This is a genomic window from Kitasatospora sp. NPDC001309, from assembly GCF_042896295.1.
GTDB lineage: Bacteria > Actinomycetota > Actinomycetes > Streptomycetales > Streptomycetaceae > Kitasatospora.
In genome coordinates this window covers 14,538-35,729 of record NZ_JBIAXC010000020.1, presented here as the reverse complement: position 1 = coordinate 35,729, position 21,192 = coordinate 14,538, and the positions used below count along the sequence as shown (strand labels likewise).

The window sequence follows — 21,192 nt, the reverse complement described above, 5'->3', positions numbered from 1 at the left end:
GTTCACCCCAGTTCGACACAGTAGGGAGCAGGCGCGATGTCCGAGAGCCCGGTCGAGGACTCCACCCCCGCAGCCGCCCCGCTGGTCGTGCTGAACAAGGTCAACAAGCACTACGGCGCGCTGCACGTGCTCCAGGACATCGACCTGGAGATCCGCCAGGGCGAGGTCGTGGTGCTGATCGGCCCCTCCGGGTCGGGCAAGTCCACGCTCTGCCGGACGATCAACCGGCTGGAGACCATCGACTCCGGGGAGATCACCCTGTCCGGCCGCCCGCTGCCCGCCGAGGGCCGGGAGCTGGCGCGGCTGCGCGCCGAGGTCGGCATGGTCTTCCAGAGCTTCAACCTCTTCGCGCACAAGACCGTGCTGGAGAACGTCGTCCTGGCGCAGGTCAAGGTGCGCAAGGTGCTCCGCGGGCACGCCGAGAAGACCGCCCGCGAGCTGCTCGACCGGGTCGGCGTCGGGGCCCAGGCGGACAAGTTCCCGGCCCAGCTCTCCGGCGGCCAGCAGCAGCGCGTGGCGATCGCCCGGGCGCTGGCGATGAAGCCGAAGGTGATGCTCTTCGACGAGCCGACCTCGGCGCTCGACCCGGAGATGGTCAACGAGGTGCTGGAGGTCATGCGCCAGCTGGCCGCCGACGGCATGACCATGGTCGTGGTCACCCACGAGATGGGCTTCGCCCGCTCCGCCGCCAACCGGGTGCTGTTCATGGCCGACGGGAAGATCGTCGAGCAGAACACCCCGGACGCCTTCTTCACCGCGCCGCGCTCCGACCGCGCCAAGGACTTCCTCTCCAAGATCCTCCACCACTGACGCCCGGGGCCGGCCGCAACCGGCCGGGACCGTTCAGGACCGCCTCCCAGACCACCGGGGCCGCCGCCGGCAAGGACGCCGGCCGACCCCGCACGTGTACCGACTTCCAGACGCCAGAGCCCGGTCGACACCGTGGCCCAGCCCCAGGAGACCAACCCTCATGAGGACTTCCCGCACCCTCGCCGTGGCGCTCTGTGCCGTCGCGCTCACCGCCACCGCCGCCTGCGGCAAGGACGGCACCCCCGCCGCCTCCAACAACGCGGCGAGCGCCAGCAACGCCCCGGCGCTGCCGACCTACACGGTCAAGACCGACGTCAAGATCGACTCCGCGGTGCTGGCCGAGGCCAAGAAGCGCGGCCAGCTGATCATCGGCGCCAAGGCCGACCAGCCGAACCTCGGCTGGGAGGACGTCGCCAGCGGCGACCGCAGCGGCTTCGACATCGAGATCGCCAAGATGGTCGCCGCCGACCTCGGCTTCACCCCGCAGCAGATCAAGTGGCAGACCCTGGTCTCCTCGCAGCGCGAGCCGGCCATCGCCAAGGGCCAGATCGACTTCTACGTCGGCACCTACAGCATCAACGACGAGCGCAAGAAGACGGTCTCCTTCGCCGGCCCGTACTACATCGCCGGCCAGGACTTCCTGGTGAAGAAGGACAACACCTCGATCACCGGCCCGGAGAGCATCAGCGGCAAGAACGTCTGCACCGCCACCGGCTCGACCTCGATCAAGAACATCCAGCAGTACAACCCGAAGATCACCCAGTTCGACACCTACTCGGCCTGCGTCGAGAAGCTGCTCTCCGGCGAGGTCGACGCGGTCACCACCGACGACGCGATCCTCAACGGCTACGCCTCCAAGTACGCCCCCAAGCTCAGGGTCGTCGGCAAGCCCTTCACCAAGGAGAACTACGGCGTCGGCCTCAACAAGGACGACAAGGCGCTGCGGGACGCGATCAGCGACGCCCTCAAGGCCCACGAGGACAACGGCGACTGGAAGAAGGCCTACGACGCCACCCTCGGGGCGTCCGGCTCGGCCGCCCCGGCGGTCCCGACCCTCGACCGCTACTGATCCGCACACTGTCCGCCCCTGACCATCTGTGAGAGGAGGGCCGCCGGATGGGGTTCCTGTTCGAGCAGGACAACTTCGCGTTGTTCCGCGACGGCTTCCTGCAGACGATCGAGCTGAGCGCGCTCAGCGCCCTGCTCGCCCTGCTGCTGGGCACCCTGCTGGCGGCCTTCCGGGTCTCCCCGGTGCCGGTCCTGCGCGCCTTCGGCACGACCTGGGTGACGCTGTTCCGCAACACCCCGCTGACCCTGCTGTTCTTCGCCGTCACCTTCGGCCTGCCACCGCTGGGCGTGCACTTCAGCCACCTCGTCTTCGCGGTGCTGGCGCTCGGCGGGTACACCGCCTCGTTCGTCTGCGAGGTGATCCGCTCCGGCATCAACACCGTGCCGCTCGGCCAGGCGGAGGCCGCCCGCAGCCTCGGCATGAACTTCTTCCAGACCCTCACCCTGGTCGTGCTGCCGCAGGCCACCCGGACGGTGCTGGCCCCGATGAGCAGCGTGTTCATCGCGCTGCCGAGGAACTCGGCGATCGCCGGCGCGTTCAGCGTCGGCGAGCTGTACAGCGCCCAGCAGACCTTCTCCGAACGCGGCTACTCGATCTTCGCGATCTTCTTCTGGGTGGCCTGCGCCTACCTGCTGATCAGCGCGACGGTCGCCTCGTTCTTCCGTTTCCTGGAATCCCGACTGGCGGTGGCCCGATGAGTGTTTTCCAGCGCCAGGCGTCGGCGAGCGTCCTCTACGACACCCCCGGCCCCCGGGCCCGGGCCCGCTACCGCCTGTTCGGCGTCCTCGGGGCGATCGGCATCGCGGGCCTGCTCTGGTACGTCGTCTCCGCGCTCGCCGACAACGGCCAGTTCGACGCCGACCTGTGGGACCCGTTCCAGTACACCTTCGTCCAGCAGATGATCGTGGACGGCCTGCTGTCCACCCTCAAGGCCTTCGGCCTGGCGGCCGCCCTCTCGCTCACCCTGGGCGCGCTGCTGGCCGCCGGACAGCTGTCCGACCACAAGCCGGTCCGCTGGACCTGCACCTCGGTCGTCCAGTTCTTCCGGGCGATGCCGCTGCTGATCCTGATCGTCGCGCTCTACTACGCGTTCTTCGCCAAGGACCCGATGTGGGCGCTGGTGCTCGGCCTCACCCTGTACAACGGCGCGGTCCAGGCGGAGATCATCCGCAGCGGCGTCAACGCCGTGCCGCGCGGCCAGGGCGAGGCGGCGTACGCCCTCGGGATGCGCAAGACCCAGGTGATGTCCGGCATCCTGGTGCCGCAGGCCGTCCGCTCGATGCTGCCGACGATGATCGGCCAGCTGGTCGTCACCCTCAAGGACACCTCGCTGGGCTACATCATCACGTACAACGAGCTGCTGTTCATGGGCAAGAAGATCGCCAGCCAGCCGTTGAACGCCGCGGGCTTCCCCTACATCCCCGTGGTCCTGGTGATCGCCCCGATCTACATCGTCCTGTGCCTCCTGTTGACCGCGCTCGCGCGGTGGATCGAAGCACGTGGCCGTCGCGGCGCGAACCGGCGCACTTCATCTGCTGCTTGACGGACACCCAGGCGAACTGTTGCATTGCTCTTCGTGACACCTCCCGGGAGCATCCACGCGGCATATGCGGCAGCGGTAACTGACGCCGGCCCATGGGCCGGTTCGTCCCCGGAGGTCCCCGCATGGATCCGGTGATCGTGGTCGGGGCCGGACCGGTCGGTCTGGCCCTGGCCCTCGCGCTGGCCCGGCACGAGGTCCCGACCGTCGTCCTGGACGAGGGCTCCGGGCTCTGCCCGGAGGGCCCCCGCAGCGTCGTCCTCGGCGCCGACACCACCGCCTTCCTGACCCGGATCGGCTACTCCCGGGCCGTCTCCGACTCGGCCCTGTGGGACACCTTCGAGGTCTGGCGCCGCCGTCAGGAGGTGCTGAAGATCGACCTCACCGACTCGCCCACCTTCCACCTCCCCCAGCACCGCCTCCAGCGCGGACTGCGGGACGCCCTGACCGGCACCCCGCTGGTCCGGCTGGTCCCGCTGAACCGGGTGGTCGAACTCGAACAGGACCGCGACGGGGTCAGCGTCCGCACCCACGGCACCCAGGACGGCTCCAGCACCTGGTGGCGCGGCAGCCACCTGGTCGGCTGCGACGGCGCCCGTTCCGCCGTCCGCAAGCTGTTGAAGATCCGCTTCCCCGGCCGCCCCGCGGTCGACCGCAACGCCATCGCCACCGTCCGGGTCGACCTGCCCTTCGACGGCGCCCGGCTGCACCGCGAACCCCCGTGGCGCGGCGACCGCGAGGCCACCGCCCGCCCGCTGCCCGACGGCGTCTGGCGGATCGACTGGCGCCTGCCCCCCGGCCGCCCCGCCCCCACCGAACAGGTCGACCCGCACGCCACCTGGCCCGGCGTCGTCACCGGCGACACCCTGCTCACCCGGGTCACCGCCACCCTCACCGGCTGGTGCGGCGAACTCCCCCGCTACGAGCTGCTCGCGGCCGCCGACCACACGGCCCAGCAGCGCCTCGCCGCCCGCTTCCGCAACGGCCGCTGCTTCCTCGCCGGCGACGCCGCCCACCTGCACGGCGCCCTCGGCATGCAGAACCTCGCCGACGGGCTGCGCGACGCCGACAACCTCGCCTGGCGGCTCGCCCTCGCCTGGCACCTCCACTCCGGCGGCCCCCAGCCCGGCGGCTCGCTGCTGGACGGCTACGAGGCCGAGCGGCGCGGCGCGGTCGGCGCCCGGCTGCGCGCCGTCGACCAGTCGATGCCGCTGCTGCGCCCGCTGCGCGGCTGGCAGCAGACCCGCCGCTCACTGCTGGTCGGCGGCTTCCGCAAGCACGCCCCGATGCTCGCCGACGGCCAGCTGGGCAGCGGCCGCTTCGGCGGCGCGCCCGCCTACCCGGCGGCGCCCTCCGGCGTCCCCGGCCGGGTCCCGGTCCAGCGCGGCGCCCGCGGCACCACCTCGCTCAGCGAACTGCTGCCCGCCACCGCCCCCGGCGTACTCGTCCCGGACCTCCCGGTGCTCGCCGCCGACGGCACCCCGGACCACCTGCACGCCCGGCTGGGCGCCACCTTCCTACTGCTGCTGGTCGCCCCCGGCACCGCGGTCTGGTCGGCCGAGCACTGGCTGGGCGCCGGCCTGATGCCCCGGCTCGCCGAGGTCTGCGCCGCGCTGCCGGTGCCCGCCGAGGTGCTGGTCACCGAGGAGTACCCGGGCGCCGGGCCGCACACCGTCCTGCTGATCCGGCCGGACGGGCACCTGGTCGGCGTCACCCAGGGCGCCGCCGCCGAGGACCTCCTGGCCCTCGCCGACCACGCCCGCGGCGGCCCGGCCCCGATCGCCGGCCCGCCCGGGCCGGAACCCGAGCCCGAGCCCGGGACCGCGCCGGAACCCGAACCCCAGCAGGTCGACTCGGCGAGCCAGAGCTAAGGCCTAGGGCCTGTCCGGCGGATCTTGGCAGATCAGCGCGCGGCGTTGGGCGCCCGGCTGGGCGTGCGCCCGAGTCGGCCTCGTACTGGACGTACTTGGGCGATTCGGGCGTGCGTCCAGGCGGGATGCCCGGCGTCGCGCGCCTGGCAAGATCCGCCGGACAGGCCCTAACCCGCCACCGCCGTGGCCCGGCTCTCCCGCACCACCGTCACCCGGATCTGGCCCGGGTAGGTCAGCTCCGCCGAGACCTGCCGGGCCACCTCCCGGGCGATCAGCTCCGCCCCGAGGTCGTCCACCGTGTCCGGCCGGACCATCACCCGCACCTCGCGCCCGGCCTGCATCGCGTACACCTCGGCCACCCCCTCGTGCGAACGGGCGATCTCCTCCAGCCGGGCCAGCCGCCGCACGTGCAGCTCCAGCGACTCCTTGCGCGCCCCCGGCCGCCCGCCCGAGCAGGCGTCCGCGGCCTGGGTCAGCACGGCCGTCACCGTCCGGGGCTCCACCTCGCCGTGGTGGGCGGCGATCGCGTGCACCACCTCGGGGGACTCCCCGTGCCGCCGGGCGAAGTCCGCGCCGACCGCCGCGTGGCTGCCCTCGACCTCGTGGGTGAGCGCCTTGCCGATGTCGTGCAGCAGCGCCGCCCGGCGCACCGGCTCCGGGTCCACCCCCAGTTCGGCGGCCATCATCCCGGCCAGGTGCGCGGACTCCAGCAGGTGGCCGAGCACGTTCTGCCCGTAGGAGGCGCGGTAGCGCAGGGAGCCCAGGGTGCGGACGAGTTCGGGGTGCAGCCCGCCGATCCGGGCGTCCAGCAGGGCGTCCTCGCCGGCCCGGACGCAGCGCTGCTCGACCTCGGCCCGGCTGCGCTCGTGGACCTGCTCGATCCGGCTCGGCTGGATCCGGCCGTCCTCGACCAGTTGCTCCAGGGTGAGCCGGGCGGCCTCCCGGCGGACCGGGTCGAAGCAGGAGAGCTGCACCGAGGCCGGGGTGTCGTCGATGATCAGGTTGACGCCGGTGACCGCCTCGAAGGCGCGGATGTTGCGGCCCTCGCGGCCGATGATCCGGCCCTTCATCTCCTCGCCCGGCAGCCGGAAGACGGTGACGGCGGTCTCCGCGGTCTGCTCCGAGGCCAGCCGCTGGATCGCCCCGGCCAGGATGGACCGGGCCCGGCTCTCGCCCTCCTCCTTGGCCCCGCGCTCGATCTCCCGGACCGTGACGGCCGCCTCCCGCCGGGCCGACTCCTCGGCCTCGCGCAGCAGTTGGGCGTGCGCCTGCTCGGCGGAGAGCCCGGCGGCGTGCTCCAGGGCCGCCGCCCGGCGGGCCGCGAGCGCCTCGACCTCGCCCCGGGAGTGCTCCAACTCGGCCGAGCGCGAGGCCAGTTCGTCCTCGCGCTGGCGCAGCCGGCGGAGCTCCTCGGCCAAGTCCTCCTCGCGCCGCGCGAGTTCGTCCTGCCGGCGGCCGGCCTCGGCCAGCGCCTGCCGCCGGGCGGCCTGTGAGCGCCTGAACACCAGCACGACCAGCACCGCGATCACCAGCAGGACGGCGACGGCCGACCCGACGATCGGCACCAGGGAGCCACCGGTAGCGGTGCCCGCCGAGATCCTCATGCGTGCGAGGCTAGGTGCGGGTCACGAAAGGGTCAAGACTCGGCCTGGTCCGGACCAAGAAAGCCACCGAACTGCCACTACTCCCCCGCGTGTCCCGACGGGTCCGCGGCCGCTTCCTCCTCCAGCGCGGCGCGCACCACCCGGAAGGCCAGGCCCTCGGAGTAGCCGCGCCGGGCCAGCACGCCGACCAGCCGCCGGGTGCGGACCTGCGGGTCCAAGCCGCGGGTGGACCGAAGCTTGCGCTCGACCAGCGCCCGGGCCGCGTCCGTCTCGTCGTCGTGGTCGACCTGGACGAGGGCCTGCTCGACCAGGTCGGCGGCGACGCCCTTGGTGCGCAGCTCCTGGGCCAGCGCCCGCCGGGACAGGCCCCGGACGGCGTGCCGGGACTCCACCCAGGCCGCGGCGAAGGCCGCGTCGTCGATCAGCCCGACCTCTTCCAGCCGGGTGAGCACCTGCTCGGCGACGTCCTCCGGGATCTCCCGCTTGCGCAGCGCGTCGGCGAGTTGCTTGCGGCTCTTGGCGGTGCCGGTGAGCAGCCGCAGGCAGATGTCCCGGGCCCGGGTCTCCGGGTCGGCCTGCTCCTCGGCCCGCTTGCGGGAGGTGCGGGCGGTGCCCTTCTCCTCCACCGGCACGCCCTCGTCGGAGCGTTCGCCGCGCCGGGCCCGGCGCGGGCGGGCGGGCGGGGCGGCCGCACCCCCGTGACCGGCCGCCCCGGCCTCGCGCCGCCGGCCGACGGCATCCGGCTCCTCGGCCGCCAGCGCCGAGCGGCGCCGGCGCCGGCCGGTGGGCAGCTCGGAGGCGGCGACCAGGCCGAGCGCCTCGACCGAGGGCTCCGCCGGCTCCGGGCCGGACGCCGCGCCGCGCACCGCCCGGGCCGGAGCCCGGTCGAACTCCGGCTCGGGGCCGGATGTCCACTGCTCGGTGGCCGCGCGCGCCCACGACCGGGTCGCCGACGGTCGCTGCTCGGGCTCCGGCGCCGGTTCGGGCTCCGGTTCCTCGGCGACCGCGGCGAACCAGTCCGGCGGGCCGTAGTCGTCGTCCTCGGGGCCCGCCGGGCCGCCGCCCACCACGTCGTACTGCATCAACGGCTCAGGCCTTGGCAGCCGCCGTCTTCTTCGCCGCGGCCGTCTTGGCGGCGGTCGCGGCGGTCGCGGTGACCGGCTTGGCCGCGCCGTCGGCAGCGGCGGCCTCCGGCTCGCCCTCGGCCGGCTCCTCGGTCTTCGGACCGATGCCGAGCTTGCCCTTGATCTTCCGCTCGATCTCGTCGGCGAGCTGCGGGTTGTCCCGCAGGAAGTTGCGGGCGTTCTCCTTGCCCTGGCCGAGCTGGTCGCCCTCGTAGGTGTACCAGGCGCCGGACTTGCGGATGAAGCCGTGCTCGACGCCCATGTCGATCAGGCCGCCCTCGCGGCTGATGCCGATGCCGTAGAGGATGTCGAACTCGGCCTGCTTGAACGGCGCGGCGACCTTGTTCTTGACGACCTTGACGCGGGTGCGGTTGCCGACCGCCTCGGTGCCGTCCTTGAGGGTCTCGATGCGGCGGATGTCCAGCCGGACCGAGGCGTAGAACTTCAGCGCCCGGCCACCGGTCGTGGTCTCCGGCGAGCCGAACATGACGCCGATCTTCTCGCGCAGCTGGTTGATGAAGACGGCGGTGGTGTTCGACTGGTTCAGCGCACCGGCGATCTTGCGCAGCGCCTGGCTCATCAGACGGGCCTGCAGACCGACGTGCGAGTCACCCATCTCGCCCTCGATCTCGGCGCGCGGGACGAGCGCCGCGACCGAGTCGATGATCACCAGGTCGACCGCGCCGGAGCGGATCAGCATGTCGGTGATCTCCAGGGCCTGCTCACCGGTGTCCGGCTGGCTGACCAGCAGGGCGTCGGTGTCCACGCCGAGCTTCTTGGCGTACTCGGGGTCGAGCGCGTGCTCCGCGTCGACGAAGGCGACCGTGCCGCCGGCCCGCTGGGCGTTGGCGGCCAGGTGCAGCGTCAGGGTGGTCTTACCGGAGGACTCGGGGCCGTAGATCTCGACCACCCGGCCGCGCGGGATGCCGCCGACCCCGAGGGCGACGTCCAGGGCGGTCGACCCGGTGGAGATCACCTCGATCGGCTCGTTCGCCTTCTCGCCGAGGCGCATCACCGAGCCCTTGCCGAACTGTCGCTCGATCTGGGCGAGCGCGGCCTCGAGGGCCTTCTCCTTGTCCGTACCTGCCATGGCTTTTTCCCTCGGGTTCTGTGCTGTGCGCTTCATCGTCCTCGACGCTAGCGCGTCCCACTGACAAACGAGCCCCACCCGGCTCGCCCTGTGGAAAACTCCACGCCGGAGAGTACAAAAGAACATCTGTTCGATTCAAGCCCCGCACTCACCCGAACACGCCGCGGGGCGGGCGGCCGGATCCCTCCCGACCACCCGCCCCGCCGACCGCCACCCCGTCGAGCGTCATCCCCGTCGAGCGTCACTCCCCGCCGACCGTCATCCCCCGTCGCCGCCGACCATCCGCCGCAGCCGCCGCGCCGCCTCCCGGCGCAGCTCCCGCCGGGCCCGCCGCTGCTCCCCCCGGTCGATCCGCGGGTCGGTGGCCACCTCGTACCGCCGCACGTACGTCCCGACGAAGCCCTGCAGGGTCGCCGCCGCCGGGATCGCGATCAGCGCGCCCACCGCACCCAGCAGCGCCGCCCCCGCGATCACCGCCCCGAAGGCCACCGCCGGGTGCACGTCCACCGTCCGGGCGGTGATCCTCGGGTGCAGCACGTAGTTCTCGACCTGCTGGTAGACCACCGTGAAGACCAGCACCCACAGCGCGTCCACCGGCTCCAGGGTGAGTGCCACCAGCACCGGCAGCGCTCCCGCCAGGTACGTCCCGATGGTCGGCACGAACTGGGACATGACGCCCACCCAGATCGCCAGCGCCGCCGAGTACGGCAGGTCGATCAGCGCGAACATCACCCAGTGCCCGGCCGCCGACACCACCGCCAGCACCGCCCGCGAGTACAGGTAGCCGCCGGTCTTGGCCAGCGCGATCTCCCAGGCCCGCAGCACCTCGCCCTGCTTGGCCGGCGGCAGCAGCGAACAGACCGTCCGGCGGACCCGGGGCCCCTCGGCGGTGAAGTAGAACGTGAACAGCCCCACCGTGAAGGTCTGGAACAGCCCCCCGAGCAGGGTGGAGGACACCCCCCAGACGTTGTCGGCGGCCTGCTGGACGTAGGTCTCCAGCGTCCCCGAGTCCTTCAACAGCCGCTTCTGCAGCTCCCCCAGCGACAGCTCCTGGTGGAACGTCCGGTTGACCCAGCCGATCAGGTTGTCCACCAGGTGCGGCAGGTCCCCCGCGATCTTCGCCACCTGATCCACCAACAAGGTGCCCAGCGCCGCCAGGAATCCCACCACCGCGACCCCGACCGCGACGAACACCAGGAAGGTCCCCACCCCCCGGCGCACCCCCCGCGCCGCCATCCGGTCCACCGCCGGCTCCAGCGCCAGCGACAGGAAGAACGCCACCAGCAGCATCACGAACAGGTCGATCAACTGCCGGAACGCCCAGTCCGCGAGCTGGAACAGCCCCACCAGCACCAGGAACAGCACCATCGCGCGCGGCAACCAGGGCGGCATCCCGCCCCACGACCGCTCCCCCTCGACACCCCGCACCGGCTCGCCCCGGCGCTTCTGCTCTCCGCTCGTAGTCACCCGGACAGTCTGTCCCACCGCCCCTCAGCGCAACTGCGCCGAAACCCCCTGGGTCTCACACACCACCCGCCACACGTCCTTGGCCTCCCACCCCGCCTCCAACGCCTGGTGCACCGTCCGCCCGCCCAACTCACTCATCACGTGATCGGACGCGAACGACTCCGCGTACCCCTCCCCGAAGTGCGCGTACATCCGTCGCCAGAACTCGGTCAGCCTCATGCCCCCAAGTATCCCGAACCCCCCACGCCCCCACCCACCCCCACGCACCGGCCCCGCGCAGCGGCCCTCACCGCGGCACGACCACCACCCCCACCCCGACGTACTGCCGGTCGCCGCACCCCCGGGCCCCCACCGGACACCCTCCGGCCGCCGCCCCGGCCGCCGCCGCCCCCACCACCACGCCCGCCAGCTCCCCCGACCCGGCCCCCGGGTGCAGCGCCGCCGCCACCGCCACCGCCCCCGTCACGTGCGCCGCCGCCATCGAGGTCCCCGCCAGCGCCGCGTACTGCCCGCCGGGCCAGTCCGAGACGATCGCCCCCTGCGGCCCCCCGTCCGGGTCGCCCCCCGGGGCCGCCAGCGAGACCCTGCCCCGCCCGTAGTTGGTGTAGGAGGACGGCCGCCCGTCCCGGTTGACGGCCGTGACGGTCAGGACCCCGGGCAGCTCGCCGGGAAGGCGGATGCACTCGGTGCCCAGGTGGCGGGTGAGGGGCGGCCCGGAGACCCGGTCGTTGGGGCTGCGCCCGTCGGTCCGGGCGGCGCCGAGGTCCTGTCCGTCGTTGCCCGCCGAGGCCACCACCACGGCCCCCTTGCGCTGGGCGTACGCGACGGCCCGCCCGACGGCCGCGATCAGGGCCGCCTGGTCCCGGTCCTCGGGGCAGTTGTACTTCCACGGGTCGGCGAAGTAGCTGTCGTTGACGGCCTTGGCCCCGTGGTCGGCCGCCCAGAGCATCCCGCAGACGATGTTCTCCGCGTAGTACTGCCCGAGCGGCCCGAGCAGCCGCACGGCGGCGATCCGCACCCCGGGGGCGACCCCGGTGACGCCCTGCCCGTCGCGGGCCGCGCCGATGATCCCGGCGACGTGGGTGCCGTGCCCGCTCTCCGTCACTCCGGGGTCGGGCCGCCAGGCGCCGGTGCGGGCGTCGGGGCGTCCGTCGGCGCAGGAGGCCGAGGCCTTGGGGTCGACGGCGGCCCGCAGGTCCGGGTGGGTGTCGTCGACGCCCGAGTCCAGGACGGCGACCAGCACCTTGCGCATCGCCTCGGCCCCCGGCGCACCGCCTCCGGCGGCGTCCCCGGTCCGCCCCTGCTCCGCGTGCACCATGCTCAGGTTCCACGCCCCGCCCTCTCCCGGGTCCGGAAGGGTCGCGGTCCCGCCGTCCCGCCCCTCCGACCCCCGGACACCCCACCCGCCGCCTCCGGCGCTCCCGCTCCCGACGGCCCCGGCACTGCCGCCCACGGCATCCCCCGCCGCGAAGTCCCCCGCCCCGTCGACCGCCCGCGGCGGCCCCACCACCGGCGCCGTCCGGGTGGCCCCGACCGCCGCGATCCCGGGCCGGGCCCGCACCCGGTCCGCGAAGCCGCCGGTCGCGTACGCCAGCACCGCCCCGATCTGCGGGTACTCCTGCACCACCTGCCCGCCCGCCGCCCGGCTCTGCGCCCCGGCCAGGGCGGCGCCCGCCGCGTCGTCCTGCCGGGCCAGCACCAGATAGCTGAGGTACGCCCGCCCGGGCCCGGAGGCGTACGGCACGGCGCCGCCGAGCACCAGCGCCGTGAGCAGCATCGCGAGCAGCACCCAGGTGGGCCCGCAGACCCTGCGCCGACGGCCCCCCGGGCACCGACCCCCGTGAACGGCCCCGGACCGGTGCGCCTGCGCCATCCCACGCCCTCCGCTTCTCGCTCCGGTCTCGGTCACGGTCACGGATGGATCACGCGCCCGATTCATCACGATATGAGCGGATCATCATTCCCGCTCCCGCAACTGCACCCGCCCCCACCTCCGGCACCCCGACCCCGACCACTCACCCCGTCACGCCCCACCACCACCCCACGTGTCAGTCCCACCCGGCACCATGGGGGCATGGCGCCCCCGCACCCGACCCCGCCCGGCGACCCCACCGGCCCCGGCGACCCCACCGACCCGCTGGCCGGCTTCACCCCCGCCACCCGGGCCTGGTTCTCCGGCGCCTTCTCCGCCCCCACCGCCGCCCAGTCCCAGGCCTGGCAGGCCATCCAGCAGCAGACCGACGTCCTGGTGGTCGCCCCCACCGGCTCCGGCAAGACGCTCGCCGCCTTCCTCGCCGCTCTCGACCGGCTGAGCAGCACCCCGCCCCCCGCCGAGCCCGAGCGCCGCTGCCGGGTGCTCTACGTCTCCCCGCTCAAGGCCCTCGCGGTGGACGTCGAGCGGAACCTGCGCGCCCCGCTGACCGGCCTGCGCCAGGCCGCCGTCCGGCTGGGCCTGCCCGAGCCCGAGGTCCAGGTCGCGATCCGCTCCGGCGACACCCCGGCCGCCGACCGCCGCCGCTTCGCCACCCACCCGCCGGACATCCTGATCACCACCCCCGAGTCGCTGTTCCTGCTGCTCACCTCGGCCTCCCGGGAGGCCCTGCGCGGGGTGGACACGGTGATCCTGGACGAGGTGCACGCGGTCGCCGGCACCAAGCGCGGCGCCCACCTGGCCCTCACCCTGGAGCGGCTGGACGAGCTGCTGGACCGCCCGGCCCGCCGGATCGGCCTGTCCGCGACCGTGCGCCCGGTCGAGGAGGTGGCCCGCTTCCTGAGCCCCCAGCGCGGCGCCGTCGTGGTCCAGCCGCCCTCCACCAAGGAGTTCGCCCTCTCGGTGGTCGTCCCGGTCCCCGACCTGGACGACCTGCCCGCCGCCCCGGCCACCGGCGGCGCCGCCGACTCCGACCCGCAGCGCCAGTCCTCGATCTGGCCGCACGTCGAGGAGCGGATCGTCGACCTGGTCGAGGCGCACCGCTCGACCATCGTCTTCGCCAACTCCCGCCGCCTGGCCGAGCGCCTGTGCAACCGGCTGAACGAGATCGCGCACGAGCGCGCCACCGGCGCCGCCGCCCCCGAGGCGCACGCCCCGGCCGCGCTGATGGGCGGCTCGGGCGCCGCCAGGGGCGTGCCCCCGGTCATCGCCCGGGCCCACCACGGCTCGGTCTCCAAGGAGCAGCGCTCCCTGGTCGAGGAGGAGTTGAAGGCCGGCCGGCTGCCCGCCGTGGTCGCCACCTCCAGCCTGGAGCTGGGCATCGACATGGGCGCGGTGGAACTCGTCGTCCAGGTCGAGTCCCCGCCCTCGGTCGCCTCCGGCCTGCAACGCGTCGGCCGGGCCGGGCACCAGGTCGGCGCCGTCTCCACCGGCGTCTTCTTCCCCAAGTACCGGGGCGACCTGGTGCAGTCCGCCGTGGTCACCGAGCGGATGCGGGAGGGCCGGATCGAGGCGCTGCGGATCCCGCGCAACCCGCTGGACGTACTGGCCCAGCAATTGGTCGCGATGACGGCCCTGGACACCTGGCCGGTGGACGAGCTGCTCACCGTGGTCCGCCGCGCCGCGCCCTTCGCCACCCTCCCGCAGTCCGCCTTCGACGCCGTGCTGGACATGCTGGCCGGCCGCTACCCCTCGGACGCCTTCGCCGAGCTGCGCCCCCGCCTGGTCTGGGACCGTGTCGCCGGCACCGTCACCGGCCGCCCCGGCGCCCAACGGCTGGCCGTCACCTCCGGCGGCACCATCCCCGACCGCGGCCTGTTCGGCGTCTTCATCGCCGGCTCGGCGGCGTCCGGTTCGACGACGGAGAAGAAGAAGGGCGGCGGCGGTCGGGTCGGGGAGCTCGACGAGGAGATGGTCTACGAGTCCCGGGTCGGCGACGTCTTCACCCTCGGCACCACCTCCTGGCGGATCGAGGAGATCACCCACGACAAGGTACTGGTCACCCCCGCCCCCGGCGTCCCCGGCCGGCTCCCGTTCTGGAAGGGCGACACCCTCGGCCGCCCGCTCGAACTCGGCCGCGCCCTGGGCGCGTTCACCCGCGAGCTGGGCGCCCTCGCGCCCGAGGCCGCCACCGCGCGCCTCCGGCGGGCCGGCCTGGACGACTGGGCGGCCGCCAACCTGCTGGACTACCTCGCCGAGCAGCGGAAGGCCTGCGGCCACCTCCCCGACGACCGCACCATCGTGGTCGAGCGCTTCCGGGACGAACTGGGCGACTGGCGGATCGTCATCCACTCCCCCTTCGGCGCCCAGGTGCACGCCCCCTGGGCGCTCGCCCTCGGCGCCCGGCTGCGCGAGAAGCACGGCCTGGACCCGCAGGTCATGCACGCCGACGACGGCATCGTGCTCCGCCTGCCGGACGCGGACCTCCTCGCCCCCGACTTCGATTTCAGCAGCCCCCCGGACCAGGCCGCCTCCGACGAGGCCCCGGTCGGCGCCGACGCCGCCCTGTTCGAGCCCGACGAGATCGAGCAGCTGGTCACCGAGCAGGTCGGCGGCTCCGCCCTGTTCGCCTCCCGCTTCCGCGAGTGCGCCGGCCGCGCCCTGCTGCTCCCCCGCCGCAGCCCGGGCCGCCGCACCCCGCTGTGGCAGCAGCGCCAACGCGCCGCCCAACTGCTCGAAGTCGCCTCCGAGTACGGCTCGTTCCCGATCGTCCTGGAAGCCGTCCGGGAGTGCCTCCAGGACGTCTTCGACGTCCCCGGGCTGGTCGAGCTGATGGCGGACCTCGAATCCCGCGCCGTCCGCCTGGTCGAGGTCACCACCGCCGAGCCCTCCCCCTTCGCCCGCTCCCTGCTGTTCGGCTACGTCGCCCAGTTCCTCTACGAGGGCGACTCCCCGCTCGCCGAACGCCGGGCCGCCGCCCTGTCGTTGGACTCCCGGCTGCTGTCGGAGCTGCTCGGCCAGGCCGAGCTGAGCGAGCTGCTCGACCCGCAGGTGCTCGCCGAGCTGGAGGCCGAGCTCCAACGCCTCACCCCCGAGCGCCGGATCAGGGACGCCGAGGGCGTCGCCGACGCGCTGCGCCTGCTCGGCCCGCTCTCCGAGGCCGAGTTGACGGCGCGCGGCGCCGAGCCGCTCTGGCCCCTGGAGCTGGAGGCCGCCCGCCGGGTGATCCAGGTCCGGATCGCCGGCGAGCAGCGCTGGGCCGCGGTCGAGGACGCCGGGCGGCTGCGCGACGCCCTGGGCACCCCGCTGCCGGTGGGCGTCCCCGAGGCCTTCACCGAGCCGGTCAAGGACCCGCTGGGCGACCTGCTGGCCCGGCACGCCCGCACCCACGGCCCGTTCACCGCCGCCGAGGCCGGCGCCCGCTACGGCCTCGGCACCGCCGTCGTCACCGGCACCCTGCAACGGCTGACCGCCGCCGGCCGCCTGGTCCAGGGCGCCTTCCGACCCGCCGAGAGCCAGGTCTCCCCCGAGCGGCACACCGCGACCGCCGAGTGGTGCGACGCCGAGGTGCTGCGCCGGCTGCGCCGCCGTTCACTGGCCGCGCTGCGCCAGGAGGTGGAGCCCGTCCCGCCGCGCGCCCTGGCCGCCTTCCTCCCGCAGTGGCAGCACCTGGCCGGCCACCGGCTGCGCGGCCCGGACGGCCTGCTCCGGGTGGTCGAACAGCTCCAGGGCACCGCCCTGCCCGCCTCCGCCCTGGAGAAGCTGATCCTCCCGGCCCGGCTCGCCGACTACTCCCCCGGCCTGCTGGACGAGCTGACGGCGGCCGGCGAGATCGGCTGGTGCGGTGCCGGCGCGCTGCCCGGCAAGGACGGCTGGCTGAGCCTGCACCTGGCCGAGAACGCCCACCTGCTGCGCCCGGAGCCCGTCCCGCCCGCCCTCACCCCGCTGCACAGCGCCCTCCTCCAGGCCCTGGCGGGCGGCTACGGCCTGTTCTTCCGCCAGCTCGTCCAGCAGCTCCCGGAGGACACCCCGGAGCCCGAGGTCGTGACGGCCCTCTGGGACCTGGTCTGGGCCGGTTACGTCAGCAACGACACCCTGGCCCCGCTGCGCGCCCTACTCGGCTCCGGCCGGACGGCGGGCGCCACCGCCCACCGCGCCCCCCGGGCGACCCCGCGCGGCCGGTACGGCGGCGCGGGCCGCGCCTTCGGCCGGGAGGGCGGGGCGCTGCGCAGCGGCCCGCCGACGGTGGCCGGGCGCTGGTCGCTGCTGCCCGCCTTCGCCACCGATCCGACCGTCCGGGCGACGGCCAGGGCGCAGAGCCTGCTGGACCGGCACGGTCTGCTGACCCGCGGCACGGTGGCCGCCGAACGGGTGCCCGGCGGCTTCGCCGGGGTGTACCGGGTGCTCTCCGCGATGGAGGAGCGCGGCCGGGCCCGCCGGGGCTACTTCGTCGAGGGCCTGGGCGGTGCCCAGTTCGCCATGGAGGGCGCCGCCGACCGGCTGCGCTCGGTCAACGGCCGACTGGAGCGGGCCCGGGCCACCGAGTGGCCGGCCGCTCCGGCCGCCGAGCCGCCGCAGCTGCTGGTGCTGGCCGCCGCCGATCCGGCGAACGCCTACGGCGCCGCGCTGCCCTGGCCCGAACCGCCCGCCGCCGCGGGGGCCGCGGACGCCAAGGCGCACCGCCCGGGCCGCAAGGCGGGCGCCCTGGTGGTCCTGGTGGACGGTGAGCTCGCGCTGTACGTGGAGCGGGGCGGCAAGTCCCTGCTGGCCTGGCCGGAGGACGACGCGACCCTGGCCCTGGCCACCGGGGCGCTCGCGGGGGCGGTCCGCGCGGGCGCGCTCGGCAGCGTCACGGTCGAGCGGGCCAACGGCGGGCCGGCCCTGGGCTCCGAGCTCGGCCGCGCCCTGGAGGAGGCCGGCTTCCACGCCACCCCCCGCGGGCTCCGGCTGCGCCCCTGAGGAGTGCCGGAGAAGCGCCGGAGGCCGCGGAGTCAACGACCCCGCGGCCTCCGGCCACGTCGATTCACCCGATCGGCGGAGGCTGCACCTCCACCCGGCCCACGGCCTCCTCGTGCCCCTGCGGGCGCCGGGCCGGTCCGGTCGCATTCCGGTCGGCATGGACCGGGATCAGACCGAGTCCCCAGCCGCCGGCCGCCAGCAGGCCGAGCACCGCGCCGTCGGCGAGCTGTCCCCGGACGGCCACCAGCCACCAGGCGAGCCCGCCCGCGAGTGCCACCAGGACCCAACGGGCCGGCCAGGGCATCAGACGCCGCAGCCGTATTCGGGCCACCGCGCACACCGTCGCGAGTCTCCGCACGACCGCCCTCCTCCGCTCGCCCCGGGGTTCCTCGGGCCCGTCGTGGGACGGGCACCCGGGAGGTGCGAGGCCGGGTCAGGCAGCGACCACGTCCATCGCGGCGGCCTTGGGCGACATGTTCGCCCGGTCGGCGCCGGGGGCGGGCAGCGGAACCGGTTCGAGCACCGGCCTCAGCAGATCACCTTCGGAGAGGGTGGCCATCGCCGCAAGTTCGGCGAGCGACAGTTCGTCGCTGACCTCGCGCATGACCTCGGACATCCGGACGTCGAGTGCGTCGCAGATGGCGGAGAGCAGCTCCGAAGAGGCCTCCTTCTGTCCCCGCTCGACCTCGGAGAGGTACCCGAGCGAAACCCTGGCGGCCGCCGACACCTCGCGGAGTGTGCGGCCCTGGCGCTGGCGCTGCCGACGCAGTACATCGCCCAGTAGGCGACGGAGCAGGATCATCGGTGCCTCCCTCCTCGGACTGCGGATCGAGATGTCACGCCCCCACCGTACCGCCTTGCCCGCTTCGCGTGCGGGGACCCTGGTCGTGTTCACTGTGGGCTGCAAGGCCGTCCCCCTCCTCGTGCCGGTGTCGTACCCGGGTTCGCGGGCCCCTCGTGGTACCCGACTCGGCCCGCCCCGCCACCGTCACGCAACTCGTTCGCCACCTGGTTTCTGCCCAACCAGGCCGTTGGATGTAACACGATCCTCCAGCTGTGTCATACCCCGTGCGCGGGTTCGGCAGATCTCGGTTCGGTGGAGATCCGCCCGCGGGCCGTCATCGAGCGAGCCGGCCGACGAGCAGCTCCAGTGCGGCGGTCACCGCTCCGTGACGGATTGTGGCACGGGCGCCCGACAGCAGGGGCGAACTGACCAGAGTTCCCCCCGGACCGGCGACCGCCAGGTGTACCGTGCCCACCGGCTGCCCGCCCTGCGGCTCCGGACCGGCCACGCCGGTCGTCGCGAGCCCGTACGTGGCCCCCAGCAACCCGCGCACGCCTTCGGCCATCTGTCGGGCCACCACCGGGTGCACGGGACCGTACACGTCCAACAGGCCCTCGTCCACACCGAGTACCGAGGCCTTCACCTCGGTCGCGTACGCGGTGACCGACCCGCGGAAGGTCGCGGACGCCCCCGGGACGTCCACCAGGGCGGCGGCCAGCAGCCCGCCGGTCAGCGACTCGGCGACGGCGAGCGTGCCGCCCTCGGCCCGCAGCGCCGCGTGCGCCCGCTCGGCCAGCCCGTACAGCTCGTGGTCCGTCACCCCGGCCCCCTCCGTCCGTCAGCGGTCCGCGCGCTCCGCGGCCGTGCCCTCGCGGCGCAGGCGCAGCGCCTGGCCGATGTAGTCCAGCGCGGTGGCGACGGTCAGCAGCACCGCCGCGGCCATCAGGACCGCCCGCCCGGTGGCCAGCCAGCCGGTCAGCGGCAGCACGTACATGCCGACCGCCGTGCCCTGGGTCAGCGTCTTGAGCTTGCCGCCGCGGCTGGCCGGGATGACGCCGTAGCGGATCACCCAGAAGCGCATCAGGGTGATGCCGAGCTCGCGGGCCAGGATCACCACGGTGACCCACCAGGCCAGGTCGCCGAGGACGGAGAGGCCGATCAGCGCCGAGCCCATGATCGCCTTGTCGGCGATCGGGTCGGCGATCTTGCCGAAGTCGGTGACCAGGCCCTTGCGGCGGGCGATCTCGCCGTCGAACAGGTCGGTGATCATCGCGATCGCGAACGCCGCCCAGGCGACCGCGCGCCACTTGGGGTTGTGCCCGTCGTCGGCGAACAGCAGGGCCACGAAGACCGGGACGAGCAGCACCCGGACCATGGTGAGCACGTTGGCGATGTTCCAGACCCCCGGCGCCGGCGGAACCGCGGCCGCCGGTCTGCCCGGGTGGGCCGCGGCCGGGGCCCCGGGCCCCTTGGTCATTCCCCGGCTCCCGGAGCCTCGGCCCCCGACGTCGCGGGCCGGCGCACCTGTTCCAGCGCCTCGGCGATCAGGTCGACGCCCTCGCTGGCCACCACGGTGGCCCGCCAGAACTGCCCGATCCGCGGGTCCTCGACGCCGTGCAGGGTGGTCAGGCCGTCGGTCTCCGGGGCCTGGTGGGCGGAGCGGCCCTCGACCACGCCGTCCTCGATCGACTCGATCAGCACCTCGACCTCGGTGCCGATCCGCTGCTCGGCCCGCTGGGCGGTCATCTCCTCGGCGAGCCGGCTGAGCCGGGCCAGCCGGTCGGCGACGACGTCCTCGGGCAGCTTGCCGTCGTAGGTCGCCGCCTCGGTGCCGTCCTCGTCGGAGTAGCCGAAGACGCCGATCGCGTCCAGCCCGGCCTCGGTGACGAAGCGCTCCAGCTCGGCGAAGTCCTCCTCGGTCTCACCGGGGAAGCCGACGATGAAGTTGGACCGGGCGCCGGCCTGCGGGGCCTTGTCCCGGATGGTCCCGAGCAGTTGGAGGAACTGGTCGGTGGAGCCGAAGCGGCGCATCCGGCGCAGCACGGCCGGCGCCGAGTGCTGGAAGGACAGGTCGAAGTACGGCAGCACGTCGGCGGTGCCGGTCATCGCGTCGATCAGGCCGGGGCGCATCTCGGCCGGCTGGAGGTAGGAGACCCGCACCCGCTCGACGCCCTCGATCGCGGAGATCTCGCCGAGCAGGGTCTCCAGCAGCCGGATGTCGCCGAGGTCCTTGCCGTACGAGGTGTTGTTCTCGCTGACCAGGACGATCTCGCGGACGCCCTGCCCGGCCAGCCACTGGGCCTCCTGCAGCACGTCGGAGGGGCGGCGGGAGATGAAGGAGCCGCGGAAGGCGGGGATGGCGCAGAAGGAGCAGCGCCGGTCGCAGCCGGAGGCGAGCTTGACCGAGGCGACCGGGCTGTCGTCCAGCCGCTTGCGCAGGGTGCGCGGGCCGGAGGCCGGGGCGAGGCCGTCGGGCAGGTCGGTGATCGGCTCGGCGGCGGCCTCGGCGCCGTGGCCGGGCAGCGCGACGGCCTCGGCGGCGGACTGCCGCTCGGCCGGGCTGATCGGCAGCAGCTTGCGGCGGTCGCGCGGGATGTGCGGGGCGTGGTGGCCGCCGGAGAGGATGGTCTGCAGGCGGTCGGAGATGTCGGAGTAGTCGTCGAAGCCGAGCACCCCGTCGGCCTCCGGCAGCGCGTCGGCGAGCTCCTTGCCGTACCGCTCGGCCATGCAGCCGACCGCGACGACGGCCTGGGTGCGGCCGTGCCCCTTGAGGTCGTTGGCCTCCAGCAGGGCGTCGACGGAGTCCTTCTTGGCGGCCTCGACGAAGCCGCAGGTGTTGACGACGGCGACATCGGCCTCGGCGGCGTCGTCGACGAGCAACCAGCCGTCGGCTTCCAGTCGCCCGGCGAGTTCCTCGGAGTCCACCTCGTTGCGGGCGCATCCGAGCGTGACAAGGGCGACAGTGCGGCGTTCAGGCATAGGGCCAAGATTAACGCGCGGCCTC

At 74.2% G+C, this 21,192-nt stretch carries 17 protein-coding genes; 6 read left to right on the top strand and 11 right to left on the bottom strand.

Annotated elements, in window-relative coordinates:
- Window positions 1–36 precede the first annotated feature (36 nt).
- The 5 genes from ACFY2K_RS20940 (at window position 37) to ACFY2K_RS20920 (ending at window position 5,290) form a co-directional block, all read left to right on the top strand.
- Window positions 37–810: an amino acid ABC transporter ATP-binding protein gene (locus ACFY2K_RS20940; RefSeq protein WP_360237471.1), complete on the top strand. Its 774-nt coding sequence runs from the start codon at window positions 37–39 to the stop codon at window positions 808–810.
- A 160-nt stretch (window positions 811–970) separates the two neighbouring features.
- Window positions 971–1,879, top strand: a complete 909-nt coding sequence (locus ACFY2K_RS20935) for a glutamate ABC transporter substrate-binding protein (protein ID WP_375889387.1) — start codon at window positions 971–973, stop codon at window positions 1,877–1,879.
- Between the two features lie 47 nt (window positions 1,880–1,926).
- A complete protein-coding gene (locus ACFY2K_RS20930; RefSeq protein WP_375889390.1) occupies window positions 1,927–2,577 on the top strand; it encodes an amino acid ABC transporter permease in 651 nt (216 codons plus the stop codon).
- A complete protein-coding gene (locus ACFY2K_RS20925) occupies window positions 2,574–3,422 on the top strand; it encodes an amino acid ABC transporter permease (RefSeq protein WP_375889392.1) in 849 nt (282 codons plus the stop codon). The genes ACFY2K_RS20930 and ACFY2K_RS20925 overlap by 4 nt, the downstream gene beginning before the upstream one ends.
- 122 nt (window positions 3,423–3,544) lie before the next feature.
- Complete coding sequence (locus ACFY2K_RS20920) at window positions 3,545–5,290, top strand: FAD-dependent monooxygenase (RefSeq protein WP_375889395.1); 1,746 nt, start codon at window positions 3,545–3,547, stop codon at window positions 5,288–5,290.
- 167 nt (window positions 5,291–5,457) lie between these two features.
- On the opposite strand, the gene rny is transcribed toward ACFY2K_RS20920, so the two are convergent.
- The 6 genes from rny to ACFY2K_RS20890 all read right to left on the bottom strand — a co-directional run bounded on the left by rny (window position 5,458) and on the right by ACFY2K_RS20890 (window position 12,352).
- Complete coding sequence (gene rny / locus ACFY2K_RS20915; RefSeq protein ID WP_387713068.1) at window positions 5,458–6,894, bottom strand: ribonuclease Y; 1,437 nt, start codon at window positions 6,892–6,894, stop codon at window positions 5,458–5,460.
- Window positions 6,895–6,971: 77 nt separating this feature from the next.
- Complete coding sequence (locus ACFY2K_RS20910; RefSeq protein ID WP_387713066.1) at window positions 6,972–7,976, bottom strand: regulatory protein RecX; 1,005 nt, start codon at window positions 7,974–7,976, stop codon at window positions 6,972–6,974.
- A 7-nt stretch (window positions 7,977–7,983) separates the two neighbouring features.
- Window positions 7,984–9,108, bottom strand: a complete 1,125-nt coding sequence (gene recA / locus ACFY2K_RS20905; protein WP_375889400.1) for a recombinase RecA — start codon at window positions 9,106–9,108, stop codon at window positions 7,984–7,986.
- A gap of 258 nt (window positions 9,109–9,366) precedes the next feature.
- Window positions 9,367–10,575 (bottom strand): AI-2E family transporter, encoded by a 1,209-nt coding sequence (locus ACFY2K_RS20900; RefSeq protein WP_375889403.1) that lies wholly within the window; start codon window positions 10,573–10,575, stop codon window positions 9,367–9,369.
- Window positions 10,576–10,599: 24 nt separating this feature from the next.
- Entirely contained in the window at window positions 10,600–10,794 is a 195-nt protein-coding gene (locus tag ACFY2K_RS20895) for a DUF3046 domain-containing protein (protein WP_375889406.1), read from the bottom strand.
- A gap of 67 nt (window positions 10,795–10,861) precedes the next feature.
- Complete coding sequence (locus ACFY2K_RS20890) at window positions 10,862–12,352, bottom strand: S8 family serine peptidase (RefSeq protein WP_387713062.1); 1,491 nt, start codon at window positions 12,350–12,352, stop codon at window positions 10,862–10,864.
- Between the two features lie 297 nt (window positions 12,353–12,649).
- On the opposite strand from ACFY2K_RS20890, the gene ACFY2K_RS20885 reads away from it, so the two are divergent.
- Entirely contained in the window at window positions 12,650–17,404 is a 4,755-nt protein-coding gene (locus ACFY2K_RS20885; protein WP_387713059.1) for an ATP-dependent helicase, read from the top strand.
- Between the two features lie 64 nt (window positions 17,405–17,468).
- On the opposite strand, the gene ACFY2K_RS20880 is transcribed toward ACFY2K_RS20885, so the two are convergent.
- The 5 genes from ACFY2K_RS20880 to rimO all read right to left on the bottom strand — a co-directional run bounded on the left by ACFY2K_RS20880 (window position 17,469) and on the right by rimO (window position 21,167).
- Window positions 17,469–17,762, bottom strand: a complete 294-nt coding sequence (locus ACFY2K_RS20880; RefSeq protein ID WP_387713056.1) for a hypothetical protein — start codon at window positions 17,760–17,762, stop codon at window positions 17,469–17,471.
- Between the two features lie 75 nt (window positions 17,763–17,837).
- Window positions 17,838–18,206 (bottom strand): helix-turn-helix domain-containing protein, encoded by a 369-nt coding sequence (locus tag ACFY2K_RS20875; RefSeq protein WP_030290911.1) that lies wholly within the window; start codon window positions 18,204–18,206, stop codon window positions 17,838–17,840.
- A 316-nt stretch (window positions 18,207–18,522) separates the two neighbouring features.
- Entirely contained in the window at window positions 18,523–19,008 is a 486-nt protein-coding gene (locus ACFY2K_RS20870; protein ID WP_380529442.1) for a CinA family protein, read from the bottom strand.
- 18 nt (window positions 19,009–19,026) lie between these two features.
- Window positions 19,027–19,665 carry a CDP-diacylglycerol--glycerol-3-phosphate 3-phosphatidyltransferase gene (pgsA, locus tag ACFY2K_RS20865; protein ID WP_375889418.1) on the bottom strand — a complete coding sequence of 213 codons (639 nt, stop codon included), beginning with the start codon at window positions 19,663–19,665 and terminating at the stop codon, window positions 19,027–19,029.
- A complete protein-coding gene (rimO, locus tag ACFY2K_RS20860; protein WP_375889420.1) occupies window positions 19,662–21,167 on the bottom strand; it encodes a 30S ribosomal protein S12 methylthiotransferase RimO in 1,506 nt (501 codons plus the stop codon). Before rimO ends, pgsA begins: the two co-directional genes overlap by 4 nt.
- Window positions 21,168–21,192 lie beyond the last annotated feature (25 nt).